At 45.8% G+C, this 12,703-nt stretch carries 13 protein-coding genes; 12 read left to right on the top strand and 1 reads right to left on the bottom strand.

The window, feature by feature from the left end:
- Positions 1-13 precede the first annotated feature (13 nt).
- Genes ACLTWA_RS07030 through ACLTWA_RS07020 form a run of 3 tightly spaced genes read left to right on the top strand, consistent with a single transcriptional unit; the run spans position 14 to position 2,299 of the window.
- A complete protein-coding gene (locus ACLTWA_RS07030; protein WP_412326895.1) occupies positions 14-850 on the top strand; it encodes a basic amino acid ABC transporter substrate-binding protein in 837 nt (278 codons plus the stop codon).
- A gap of 17 nt (positions 851-867) precedes the next feature.
- Positions 868-1,560 carry an amino acid ABC transporter permease gene (locus ACLTWA_RS07025; protein WP_412326894.1) on the top strand — a complete coding sequence of 231 codons (693 nt, stop codon included), beginning with the start codon at positions 868-870 and terminating at the stop codon, positions 1,558-1,560.
- A complete protein-coding gene (locus ACLTWA_RS07020) occupies positions 1,550-2,299 on the top strand; it encodes an amino acid ABC transporter ATP-binding protein (protein ID WP_412326892.1) in 750 nt (249 codons plus the stop codon). The genes ACLTWA_RS07025 and ACLTWA_RS07020 overlap by 11 nt, the downstream gene beginning before the upstream one ends.
- A gap of 71 nt (positions 2,300-2,370) precedes the next feature.
- Here ACLTWA_RS07020 and ACLTWA_RS07015 read toward each other — a convergent pair whose 3' ends face one another.
- Entirely contained in the window at positions 2,371-2,868 is a 498-nt protein-coding gene (locus ACLTWA_RS07015) for an N-acetyltransferase family protein (protein ID WP_412326891.1), read from the bottom strand.
- A gap of 165 nt (positions 2,869-3,033) precedes the next feature.
- Here ACLTWA_RS07015 and hemA point away from each other — a divergent pair, with 165 nt between their 5' ends.
- The 9 genes from hemA to ACLTWA_RS06970 all read left to right on the top strand — a co-directional run bounded on the left by hemA (position 3,034) and on the right by ACLTWA_RS06970 (position 12,702).
- Positions 3,034-4,197 (top strand): glutamyl-tRNA reductase, encoded by a 1,164-nt coding sequence (gene hemA / locus ACLTWA_RS07010; protein ID WP_412326890.1) that lies wholly within the window; start codon positions 3,034-3,036, stop codon positions 4,195-4,197.
- 2 nt (positions 4,198-4,199) lie between these two features.
- Entirely contained in the window at positions 4,200-4,871 is a 672-nt protein-coding gene (locus ACLTWA_RS07005; protein WP_412326889.1) for a bifunctional precorrin-2 dehydrogenase/sirohydrochlorin ferrochelatase, read from the top strand.
- On the top strand, positions 4,831-5,733 hold the full coding sequence (hemC, locus tag ACLTWA_RS07000; protein ID WP_412326887.1) for a hydroxymethylbilane synthase: 903 nt from the start codon (positions 4,831-4,833) through the stop codon (positions 5,731-5,733). The genes ACLTWA_RS07005 and hemC overlap by 41 nt, the downstream gene beginning before the upstream one ends.
- Positions 5,734-5,745: 12 nt before the next feature.
- A complete protein-coding gene (cobA, locus tag ACLTWA_RS06995) occupies positions 5,746-7,299 on the top strand; it encodes a uroporphyrinogen-III C-methyltransferase (protein ID WP_412326886.1) in 1,554 nt (517 codons plus the stop codon).
- The gene (gene hemL, locus ACLTWA_RS06990; RefSeq protein WP_412326885.1) at positions 7,289-8,566 is read left to right on the top strand and encodes a glutamate-1-semialdehyde 2,1-aminomutase; all 1,278 of its coding nucleotides are present in this window, start codon (positions 7,289-7,291) and stop codon (positions 8,564-8,566) included. Before cobA ends, hemL begins: the two co-directional genes overlap by 11 nt.
- Positions 8,567-8,750: 184 nt before the next feature.
- Positions 8,751-9,293 (top strand): flavodoxin family protein BilS, encoded by a 543-nt coding sequence (gene bilS / locus ACLTWA_RS06985; RefSeq protein ID WP_412326884.1) that lies wholly within the window; start codon positions 8,751-8,753, stop codon positions 9,291-9,293.
- Positions 9,277-11,139, top strand: a complete 1,863-nt coding sequence (gene ftsH, locus ACLTWA_RS06980; RefSeq protein ID WP_412326883.1) for an ATP-dependent zinc metalloprotease FtsH — start codon at positions 9,277-9,279, stop codon at positions 11,137-11,139. Before bilS ends, ftsH begins: the two co-directional genes overlap by 17 nt.
- Positions 11,140-11,303: 164 nt before the next feature.
- Entirely contained in the window at positions 11,304-11,921 is a 618-nt protein-coding gene (locus ACLTWA_RS06975; RefSeq protein ID WP_412326882.1) for an RNA polymerase sigma factor, read from the top strand.
- Positions 11,914-12,702 carry a hypothetical protein gene (locus ACLTWA_RS06970; RefSeq protein WP_412326881.1) on the top strand — a complete coding sequence of 263 codons (789 nt, stop codon included), beginning with the start codon at positions 11,914-11,916 and terminating at the stop codon, positions 12,700-12,702. Before ACLTWA_RS06975 ends, ACLTWA_RS06970 begins: the two co-directional genes overlap by 8 nt.
- The last annotated feature ends 1 nt before the right edge of the window (position 12,703 follow it).

Raw genomic sequence — 12,703 nt, 5'->3', positions numbered from 1 at the left:
AGGAGGAATCATTATGAAAAAGAACGTAATTACAATTGCCGCAGCAGTATGCATGGCCGCAGTTTTAACCGCATGTGGATCAGCGCCAAAGACAGAAACAACAGTAGCTGCAACAGAATCAGCAGGAGCAGAAAGCTCTGCAGCAGAAAGTTCCGCAGCAGAAACAAAGACATCAGAAAGTGAAGCAGCAGGCGGAAAGCTGGTTATGGTAACCAATGCAGAATTTCCGCCTTATGAATTCCGTGAAGGCAATGATATCGTGGGTATTGATGCAGAAATCGCAAGAGCCATCGCTGATAAATTAGGCATGGAGCTTGAAATCCAGGATATGGCATTTGATTCCCTGATTCCTGCAATCCAGTCCGGCAAGGCAGATTTTACGGCTGCTGGTATGACTGTCAATGAAGACCGTAAAAAGAATGTGGATTTTACAGATACTTACGCTGAAGCAGCGCAGGTAATCATTGTAAAAGAAGACAGTGCTATCAAGACTCCTGATGACCTGCAGGGAAAGAAAGTTGGTGTACAGTCAGGAACAACTGGTGATATTTATGCAGATGACATTGCGAATGCAGAAATTCAGCGTTTCCCTAAGGGCATAGATGCTGTTATGTCACTTACCCAGGGAAAACTTGATGCGGTAATCATTGACCGTGAACCTGCGAAGGTATTCGTAAAGGAAAACGAAGGATTACAGGTATTAGATGAGGCATTTACCGAAGAGGAATATGCCATTGCCGTTAAAAAGGGCAACACTGAATTATTGGAAAAAATGAACGGAGCCATTAAGGAATTAAAGGAATCCGGTGAACTGCAGAAGATTGTAGATAAGTACATTACTGCAGAATAAGAAAAAGGAAGAGTGCCATGTGGGAAAAGCTAAGAGATGATTTTTATCTGAATTTTATCACAGATGACCGTTGGAAATACATTGCCGATGGTTTGCAGAACACGCTGAAAATCACGTTTTTTGCAGTATTGATCGGCATTGTGCTGGGGTTTGTGGTTGCAGTCATTCGTTCGACGTATGAAAACACTCATAAGTTAAAGGTCTTGAATGCAATTTGCACCGTTTATCTGACGGTAATCCGGGGAACGCCGGTTGTTGTACAGCTCATGATCATGTATTTTATTATTTTTGCACTTCATGATCCTGGACAGGTGTTTACGGCAATTCTGGCATTTGGAATCAACTCCGGCGCCTATGTGGCAGAAATTTTCAGAAGCGGAATCAGTTCCATTGAACGGGGACAGTTTGAGGCAGGCCGGAGCCTGGGATTTAATTATGGTCAGACCATGTGGTTCATTATCATGCCTCAGGCTTTTAAAAATGTTGTTCCCACTCTGGCAAACGAGTTTATTGTGCTTTTGAAGGAAACATCCGTAGCAGGATACATAGGGCTGCAGGATTTGACAAAGGGCGGTGACATCATTAAGAGCCGTACTTATTCCGCATTTATGCCTCTGATCTCTGTGGCCCTTATTTATCTGGCCATGGTTACGGTATTTTCATATCTTGTAAAATTACTGGAGAGGAGGCTGAAGAGAAGTGAGCATTAATCATATTGGAGAGCCTCTAATTCAGGTACAGAATCTTGGAAAAAAATTTGGTGATATAGAAGTATTGAAAGATATTTCCGTGGATATCTATAAAGGAGACGTGGTCTGTGTGATCGGCCCCTCCGGTTCTGGGAAAAGCACGTTTCTCAGGTGTTTGAACCGTCTGGAGGAACCGACCAGCGGGCATATCCTGTTTGAAGGCGTTGATATTGTGGATAAAAAGACCAATATCGACAAACACCGTCAGAAGATGGGAATGGTATTCCAGCAGTTCAACCTGTTTCCCCATATGACCATATTAAAGAATTTGACCCTTGCTCCTGTAAAGCTCCAGGGCCGCAGTGTCAAAGAGGCAGAAGAGCAGGCATTAAAGCTGCTTGAAAAGGTTGGGTTAAAGGACCGGGCAGATTCTTATCCCAATCAGCTTTCCGGCGGTCAGAAACAGCGTATTGCCATTGTAAGGGCCTTATGCATGAACCCGGATGTCATGCTTTTTGACGAACCGACTTCTGCCCTTGACCCGGAGATGGTGGGCGAGGTGCTGACTGTTATGAGAGAGCTTGCCCAGGAGAAGATGACCATGGTGGTAGTTACTCATGAAATGGGATTCGCAAGAGAAGTGGGCACCCGTGTCATGTTTATGGACGGCGGATATTTCCTGGAAGAAAACAAGCCGGAAGAATTCTTTGCCAATCCCCAGAATGAAAGATTGAAACTGTTTTTAAGTAAGGTACTGTAAAAAAGCGTTCCCGGCAGCCAACACCGGGAACGTTTTTTGTATAGGATAGTTTCCTATACAAACTGTGCTCTTTATTCCAGAATTTTTGCCATGCAGTACTGGTCCACATACCTGCCGTTCACAACCATGGAGCGGATTAATGTGCCCTCTTTTTTAAATCCCATTTTTTCGTATAAGTGTACCGCCCTTTCATTGTGTGTCATGACGGTCAGCTCAAGTCTTGTGACACCGCTTTTGGCTGCCCATTTGTCAATTTCTTTAAAAAGGGCCTGTCCATACCCTTTTCCCCTGTAGTCCTTACGGATTCCAATAACAAGGTAGGCACAGTGTTTGGTCCGGTTCGCAGAGCCTCTTAGGGCTGACAGGAATCCGGCTGCCGTCTCCCCGTCATATAAGAGCAGAAGCAGGGAATTGGATTTTATCATTTGTTTGATACGTTTTTCCATATCTTCCGGCGTTGAGGTTCGTTCTCCAGGTTCCAGAAGCATAAATTCTGTCTCCTGATCCAATTGTTTCATTAATTCTAAAAATTGCTCCGAATCTTCCGGGGATGCGGGTCTGATTTTCATAAAATGCCTCCTGACTGCAAAAATTTTAATTATTATACCACACATTGACGCAAACGCAATTTTTTCTTCCTATGATTATTCATTGCCCTTTCCGACAAAATTGTGTTAGAATAGGAAAGAGTTTACATATTTATTGAGATTAAAGAGTAAGAAGGCTGAATAAAAATGATGTACTGTATGAGTGTGAGCCATAAAAAGGCTCCTGTTAAAATCCGGGAACGGTTTGCTTTTCGGGAGGAAGAAAAAAAGGAATTCATGGAACTGCTTGTCAGAAAAGAGGCAGTGACCGGAATTGTAGTCCTCTGCACCTGCAACCGGAGTGAGGTCTATGTTTCGGGAACGAAATACGCAATCGGGGAGCTGCAGCGGGAAATCGCAGATTATAAAAACATCAGGCTGGAGGAACTGTTAAAATACTTAAACATTTACAGCGGGGAAAGTGCCATCAGACACTTGTTTAAAGTGGCCTGCGGATTTGATTCCATGGTGCTGGGAGAGGACGAGATCCTGGGACAGGTAAAAGACGCTTATCAGATGTCAAAAGCCCAGAAAACCGTGGATTATGAGATGAATGTTCTCTTTCAGAAAGCCGTAACGTGTGCCAAACGCATCAAGACCGATACCAGGCTATCCAAAACTCCTCTCTCCATTGCTACCCTGGTGGCCAATGAGGTCTTTCGTTTTGAAAACGGAAGAGACATGAAAAAGGTCATGGTAATCGGAATGTCCGGAAAGATGGGAAGTATCATAACTAAAAATATTATTTCCAAACCGGGCATTGAGATTACAGGAACCGTCCGGAGGCATAATGCCTGCTTAACTGTCAATGTTCAAAGTGACCGGGTGAAGGTGGTGGATTACAGGGACCGCTATCAATATATGAATGACATGGATATCGTCATAAGTGCCACACTGGGGCCTCATTATACCGTAACTTATGAGGAGCTGTCCAAGGTCCTTGAAGATGGAAGGAAGCGTCTCTTTATTGATGTGGCGGTGCCTGTAGATATGGACCCTTCCATCGGAGAGATAGACGGACTGTCTCTTTTTGATATTGATTATTTTGATACGCTTTCAAAAAACAATACAAAGATCAAGTTAAAGGAACTGGACCGGGCAAGGGCAATTATGGAGGAGGACCTTGATGGGGCCATAAAAGAAGTGGTATTTCACCCTTACATTCAGCGCATGGAGGAGTTAAAGGCTGCGTTTTCCGGTAAGCGTCTGGAAACCCTTCTTTATCAGATCCGGGATCATGTCAGCAGTGAGGATTTGAAAGTGGTGCTTCGGACACTCGATGGGCTTGAGGACTGGATCAAGGAGGGCTGACCATGGGATATTTCCCGTTTTTTGTGGATATAGAAGGAAAAAGATGTCTGATTGCAGGAGGAGGAACCGTTTCTTACCGGAAGGTCTGTGTGCTGATGGATTATGGACCGGAGATCCGGGTGGTGGCACCCAGAATGGTTCCGGAGCTATATGAGCTGAAAAAGAAACTGGGAGGCAGGCTTATTCTTGAATGCAGGGACTTTTTGGAATCAGACCTTGACTATGCAGATTTTGCTGTGGCAGGAACTTCAGATGAAGCACTGAACAAACGGATCTCTCAGCTTTGCAGGGCCAGAAATATTCCGGTAAATGTAGTGGATGTACAGGAAGAATGCAGTTTTATTTTCCCGGCGCTTATTAAAGAAAAACATATTACCGTTGGAATCTCTACAGGTGGAGACTCTCCTACCATAGCAAAATATCTAAAGCATCGGTTTCAGGAAGCCATTCCGCCTGGATTTGGGAATCTGGCAGAACAGCTCGGCTCCTACCGGGATATGGTGAAGGAAACGGTTGATCTTGTATCCATACGGTCGGACATATTTAAAACCATGGTGGAAGAAGGAATCCGTCAGGGAGGAACTTACACCAGAGAACAGGCAAAAGAACTCATAGAGAGGAAACTTAAGGAACATGAAGGAAAAAACCATACGCATCGGAACCAGGAGAAGTGAGCTGGCGGTTGTCCAGACCAATCTGGTGGCAGAGGCTCTTTTAAATACCGGTATGGGGATAAAGACAGAGCTGGTGTTAAAGCAGACGGAAGGAGACCGGCTGCTTGATAAACCGCTTTTGGAATTCGGAGGAAAGGGCGTGTTCGTTACAGCGTTTGAACAGGCTCTTTTGCGTGGAGAGATCGATCTTGCAGTTCACAGTGCAAAGGATATGCCAATGGAGCTGGAGGAAGGTCTTAAGATTGCTGCAGTATTAAAACGGGAGGACCCTCGGGATGTGCTGGTGACTCTGGCAGGAAGTGATTTATCGGGAAACGGGGAAGTAGTCATAGGAACTTCCAGCTTAAGAAGAAGAATGCAGATACAAAAGGCCGGTGCAGATCTTTGGCCTGGTCAAACCGTTCGCTGTGAGAATTTAAGGGGCAATGTGCAGACCCGTCTTGGGAAACTGGCAGAGGGCAATTATGACGGAATCATTCTTGCGGCCGCAGGATTAAAGCGTCTGGGACTATGGGAAGACAGCCGGTATCAGTATCAATGCTTTGACTGTGAGACATTTATTCCGGCTGGCGGTCAGGGAATCTTAGCTGTGGAAGGGCGGATAGATTCTGGTCTGGATGCTGTTTTAAGGCTAGTGGATGATGAGGAAGCCAGACAGTGTCTTACCCTGGAACGAAAGGTTTTAAGACTTCTCAATGCAGGCTGCCATGAACCAATCGGTATATATTCAAGGATAAAAGACGGCAAGATGGAAGTATTGGGGATGAGCCATAGAGGGGAAGAAACAAAAAAAATCCATCTTTGGGGAGAAGTCACGGAACTGGATCATCTGGCAGAACTGGCGGCCAGAGGTCTTTCATAAAAGGAGGATGCAATGAAAGAAACAGGAGTTGTTTATCTGGTAGGAGCAGGCCCTGGTGATCCGGGGTTAATAACGGAGAAGGGATTGTCAAGATTAAAACACTGTGATGCGGTGGTCTATGACTCTCTGGCTTCCGACCGCCTTCTTTGGGAGGTTCCTGCTGATTGTGAAAAAATCTATGTTGGAAAACGGGCCGGCTCCCATTCCATGAAACAGGAAGAGATCAACCGCCTTCTGGTGGAACTGGCAGGGAAAGGGTATTCTGTTGTCCGGTTAAAAGGGGGAGATCCCTTTGTATTTGGCCGGGGTGGGGAGGAGATTCTGGCCCTTCAAGAAGCCGGAATTCCTTATGAAGTGGTTTCCGGTGTTACCTCTGCCGTAGCAGCTCTTGCAAGTGCCGGAATTCCAGTGACACACCGGGCGCTGAGCCGCAGCTTTCACGTTATGACCGGACATACCCTTTCCGGGGATGGGACTCTTCCATCTGATTTTAATGCATTTGCAAGGCTTTCCGGCACTTTGGTGTTCCTGATGGGCCTTGGGAACCTTTCCCTGATCGTGAAGGGCCTTAGAAAAGAAGGAAAGTCCGGGGAGACACCGGCAGCCGTTATTGAGAGCGGTACCCTTCCCGGACAGAGAATCGTGCGGGGAACGCTGGCAGATATTAAGGAAAAGGTCCTGGAATCAGGCATAAAAAGTCCGGCGGTTATTGTCGTTGGAGAGGCAGCTGCTCTTGACTTTTCTTCTACCCGAAAGGCTCCTCTGGAAGGATGCCGGATCGGGATGACCGGAACGCCTTCCTTTACCGGGAAGCTTCATAAGGAGCTGACTTTACTTGGAGCAGCCACAGAATATCTTTTAAGCCTTTCCGTAAAGTCCTATAAAACCGGAGACCGTATGAGAGAGGCCTATAAGAATCTGTCCGGTTATACCTGGATCGTATTTACCAGTGCCAATGCAGTCCGTGAATTCTTTTCCGGCCTTATGGAGTGCGGATACGATTCCCGTGCTGTCGGTCATGTGAAATTTGCTTCCGTTGGAAACGGTACGGCCAGAGAGCTTCTGCGTTACGGCTTCCGCGCGGATTACACACCAGAAACCTATCAGGTAAGAGATCTGGCAGTGGGGCTGAAAAAACTCATATCCGGAAAAGACCGGATATTGATTCCAAGGTCTTCCCGGGGTTCCAGAGAATTAAATCAGATCCTGGAGGAGACAGATGTCTTCTTTGACGATGTAGTTCTTTATGATGTGGTCAGCGGCAGTCTGGATTCAGGAAAAGAGAACGTGGCAGCAAAGGATCTGGATTATGTGACCTTTGCCAGCGCTTCTGGAGTGGAAGGATTTTTTGAAGCAGGCGGCAGGCAGGCAAAGGAATGGTTAGATGGTGTAAAAGTGGTGTGCATTGGAGATATTACAGCAGAAGCCTTAATAAAGCATGGAAGAAAAGCAGACTTAGTTGCGGAAGTATACAGCATCCCAGGGGTGGCAGAGGCCATATGCCGGGATTGGCAGTCAAGTACTATGGATAAAAGTATGAAAGGAAAAATACAGAATGAAGTTTGAAGAATCTGAGGCATTATTTGAAGAATCAAAAGACTATTTTCCAGGCGGTGTAAACAGTCCGGTACGGGCATTTGGTTCCGTAGGCGGGACTCCGGTTTTTGTGAAACGGGCATCAGGTTCTCATATCTTTGATGAGGATGGCAATGAATACATTGATTATGTAAATTCCTGGGGGCCATGCATTCTGGGTCACGGATACGGACCGGTGGTTGATGCGGTCCGGGAGGCATGTCTTGATGGCTTATCCTTTGGAGCTCCTACCAGAAAAGAGCTTACGTTAGGGCGGCTGATCAGGGAGTGCATTCCCTCCATGGAGATGATGCGCATGGTCAGTTCCGGAACAGAAGCAGTTATGAGTGCCATCCGTGCTGCAAGAGGATTTACGGGAAGAGATAAGATCATAAAATTTAAAGGCTGCTATCACGGCCATTCGGACGGACTCCTGGTAAAGGCCGGTTCCGGCGCACTGACAGGCTCAGCACCGGACAGTGCAGGCGTCCCTGCTTCTTATACGATGCACACGCTTCTTGCCCAGTACAATGGAGAAGCGTCGGTAAAAACCCTGTTTGAAGAATTTCCTGATGAAATCGCAGCGATTGTGGTGGAACCTGTGGCTGCGAACATGGGGCTGGTTCCGCCAAAGCCCGGTTTTCTGGAATTTTTAAGAGAAATCTCAACACGGTACGGGGCACTTTTGATCTTTGATGAAGTCATTACAGGCTTCCGTATGGGAATCGGCGGGGCACAGGAATACTATGGTGTGATCCCGGATATGACAACTCTTGGCAAGATTGCCGGCGGCGGCATGCCCATGGGTGTTTATGGAGGAAGAAAAGAGATTATGGAAACGGTTTCTCCTGTGGGTAAGGTTTATCAGGCAGGAACCCTCTCAGGAAATCCCATTGCAACAGCAGCAGGAATTGCCACGGTCAAGACCCTGATGGAACACAGAGAGTTATATTCTTCCCTTGAAAAAAAGGCGGAAAAGCTGATAAGCGCATTCACTCAGGCCCTTCCCCATACGCAGATCAATCAGGCCGGTTCCCTGTTCAGCGTTTTCTTTTCCAATACTCCGGTGGTGGATTTTGATACCGCCCTTACTTCGGATACCGGAAAATATGCAAGGTATTTCCATTATCTCTTGGAACACGGCATCTATACGGCACCGTCTCAGTTTGAGATTCTGTTTTTATGTGCGGCCCATACCGATGAGGACATAGAAAAAACCTGCAAGATCGTGAAAGAAGCGGCTGGAATCCTTTCCTAAAAGCATACGGATCAGGCTGGAGAATGGCAGATGAATGCATTCTCCGGCCTGTTTCGTTTTTCGTTTATAATCATAAAAAAATCCAATAAAAATCTAAAAGTTACATAAATTGTATTAACATTCGGATTATCTATTGATAAATAATCCACTTTGGTATATTTTATTCTTAGAGGAGGCTCAATATATGGACTATTTGGTTGTATATACTAGCAAAACCGGAAATACTCAAAAGGTAGCCATGAAGATATTCGAGATGCTTCCAGGAAAATCCAAAGATATTGTCAGTCTGGAGGAGTTGCATGGAGAGGAAGCGGATACGTATTTTGTTGGTTTCTGGAATAACCGCGGGACCTGCAAAACAGAGATGATGGATTTTCTTTCCGGTCTTCACGGGAAACGGGTCGCATTATTTGGTACCTGCGGACTTATGGGAAATAAAGAATATTTAAAACAGGTAGAACGGCAGGTCGTTGTTTTCCTTCCGGAAGATAATGAGTATCTCGGCTGTTTTTTATGCGGAGGAAAGCTACGGCCTTCCATACTTGAAAAATACAGACAGATGCAGTCAATAAACGATACCCCTCAGATCAGGGCCCTTATTTCCTCTTATGAAGATGCCATGCTGCATCCCAATGAGGAAGATTTAGAAAATGCGTGCCGGTTTGCCGAGTCTGTGCTTCGGTTAGTGACAAAAGAAAAGGAGGAGTTCGATGGGGTTGAAAGATGATAATGATTCCGGTAAAAAGCCGAACAAATCATTTTTATACTATTACACGATTGTTTTAATACTCATGATTATATTTAATGCCATGGCAGTGCCGTGGATGCAGTCAAAGACCATGACAGAGGTGCCGTACAGCACTTTCCTTGAGATGGTGGACCAGGGAAAGGTCCAGGCGGTTGCAAGGACGGAGACAGAGATTCAGTTCAAGTCTGATACAGGCAAAAAGGACTGGGAAGGAAAACCTGTATATCAGGTATATAAAACGGGACCATGGCCCGATGAAACTCTGACAGAAAGACTGGTAGCCCATAATATACAGTTTGAAAAGACCATTGTGACACAGATGTCTCCGCTGCTTTCCATTCTTCTTACCTGGATCATTCCGATTTTGATTTTTGTATTTCTGGGTAATTTTTTATCAAAGCAGCTGCAACGGCGGATGGGCGGTTCCAATGCCATGTCCTTTGGAAAGTCCAATCCCAAGATTTATGCGGAATCGGAAACAGGAAAGACGTTTCGGGATGTGGCAGGACAGGAAGAAGCAAAGGATGCCTTAAAGGAAATCGTGGATTTTCTGCATAATCCTCAGAAGTATGCAGATATTGGAGCGTCTCTTCCCAAGGGGGCTCTTTTAGTAGGACCTCCGGGTACCGGTAAGACACTTCTTGCAAAAGCGGTGGCAGGAGAGGCCCATGTCCCGTTCTTCTCCATATCCGGTTCGGAATTTGTGGAGATGTTCGTCGGTATGGGTGCGGCAAAGGTCCGGGATTTATTTAAGCAGGCCAATGAAAAAGCACCGTGTATCGTGTTTATTGATGAGATCGATACCATAGGCAAAAAGCGTGACGGCAACGGTTTTTCCGGAAATGATGAAAGAGAACAGACATTGAATCAGCTGCTGGCTGAGATGGATGGATTTGACGGTAGGAAGGGAGTTGTGATCCTGGCGGCAACCAACCGTCCCGATTCCCTGGATAAGGCACTGTTAAGACCTGGCCGGTTTGACCGGAGGATTCCTGTGGAACTTCCAGATTTAAACGGACGGGAAGCCATCTTAAAGGTTCACGGGAAGAATGTAAAGCTGTCTGATGACGTGGATTTCCACGGAATTGCGCTGGCTACGTCCGGTGCCAGCGGTGCAGAGCTTGCCAATATAATCAATGAAGCCGCCTTAAGAGCCGTCCGTATGGGAAGAAAGACAGTGACCCAGAGGGACCTGGAAGAAAGCGTTGAAGTGGTTATCGCAGGATACCAGAAAAAGGATGCATCTGTCAATGTGGAAGAAAAGAAGATCATTGCTTACCACGAAGTGGGGCATGCTCTGGTAGCAGCGTCTCAGACCCATTCGGCACCGGTCCATAAGATTACCATTATTCCAAGAACCTCCGGAGCCCTTGGTTATACCATGCAGGTAGACGAAGAAGAACGTCATCTGCTGACAAAAGAAGCGGCACTGAATAAGATTGCCACCTTCACCGGAGGGCGGGCGGCAGAAGAACTGATATTTGAAACGGTTACCAGCGGTGCCTCCAATGACATTGAACAGGCCACCAGGATTGCCAGAGCCATGGTAACCCGCTACGGAATGACCGATGAGTTTGATATGGTGGCTTTGGAAACCGTGACCAACCAGTATCTGGGAGGGGACACCTCTCTTGCCTGCGCACCTGAGACAGCGAAGAAGATTGATGAGGCAGTCATAAGAATTGTAAGGGAACAGCACCAAAAGGCCCTCCAGATATTAAAGGACAATGTGAAAAAGCTTCATGAGATTGCTGAATATCTTCTGGAACGGGAAACCATTACCGGGGAAGAGTTCATGGAGATTTTTAATAAGGAAATGGTGTAAAGGTTATTCCGCCCGGACGGAAAAAAGGAACCAGAGACAGAAAACCGTGTCTTTGGTTCTTTTTTATTGCCGGGAAATAAAAAATTTATAAAAATTAATGAACCGGATAAGATTCTGGTGACTCTAAGTATATAGATGCATCTAAAAAGGAAAGGAAACAGGTGATGGACGAAGAAAAAAAGGCTTTGGTAGAAAGCATGCTGCGCGGAAGCGAAGAAGCATTTGACGAACTATACCGTTCCTGTTCCGGAAAGCTATACCGTATGGCGTATTTTATCACCGGTAACCGGAGTGACAGTGAGGATATTCTGCAGGAGACATTTGTAAAATGCTTTCTCCACAGAGCTACCTTAAAACAGCCGGAACGGTTTGAATCGTGGCTGTACCAGATTCTGGTCAGGACGGCGTGGCGTCTGGAACGAAGAAAAAAGGGCAGGTCAGAACTCTCATTTGAAAGCATTTTGGAAAATGAAGACGATTGGAACCGGACAGAACGAATCCGGGAAGATGAGAATTCCAGGAGTCCGCTGGAGACGGTTTTGGAAGCTGAAACTGCTTCAGAGATTCAGAAGGCCCTAAAGCGGCTGGATATGAAATACCGGACTGTCATTCTTTTATATTACTATAATGAGTTGAGCACCAGAGAAATTGCAAAAATTACAGGAACCCTGGAAGGGACGGTAAAGTCGCGCCTTTATAAGGCGAGAAAACTGCTGAAGGAAAAGCTGGAAGCGGAAGGCAGGAAGAAATCAGAAAAGGAAAGGGGCGTTTGTCATGAATAAACTATCAGACCATCATTTAAAACATGTCATAAAGTCAGAAGTGGATTCCATAAAGCCGGATGCAGATTTGAACCAGCAGCGCCTTCAGGAAATTCATAAAAAAATAGGTCGAAGGAGTGATTTGATGAAACTTACAAAGAAAAAATTAGCAACTTCGGTGGCAGCTGTGATGGTCATTACCGTAATGGGAACGGTCACAGCGGTGGCAGCCGGTAAAATTACAAGTCTGATCAGTTTCAGCAGCCAGAATGATGTCATTGATTCTATGACAGAACTGGTTTTGCAGGCAAACGATCAGATGGGAGCGGTTCCAAAGCTGGTGGATGAATTTTCAAACGGAATGGCATTCCAGGAGGGAAATATTACAAAAGTAAATGGATTCGACGAAAATAACAACCAGATCATCACCTATCCGGAGCTGATGGCCAGCTATGGTAACGATTCTGAGGTTACTTTAAGCAGCCATGTGCATCAGGAGGTTTTGGCAGAGGAGTCTGATACAGCAGGAGAGCAGGAAGTCTATCAGAATGTTTCTTTGAATGCCATAGAAGAAAACTATCTCTTTCTTCCTGCGGATGCCAGTCCATCAGCGGAAGATCAGAAGCTTTATGACGAGGGAAAACTTCAGATCAGCTATGGAAGCAGCAAGGAAGAACGCAAGGTCTTTAAATCCGTAAGCTGGTCAGAGAATGGCATGGATTATCTATTGTACACATCAAAAGAGATTCCGTTAAAAACTCTGATTGATATGGCAAAAGAAGTGATTGACGCAAAGAAATAGC

The organism is Lacrimispora sp. (assembly GCF_046972725.1).
In the GTDB taxonomy this organism is placed as follows: Bacteria; Bacillota; Clostridia; order Lachnospirales; family Lachnospiraceae; genus Lacrimispora.
The sequence above is the reverse complement of the archived record's forward strand: the minus strand, read 5'-3'. Positions and strand labels throughout refer to the sequence as shown.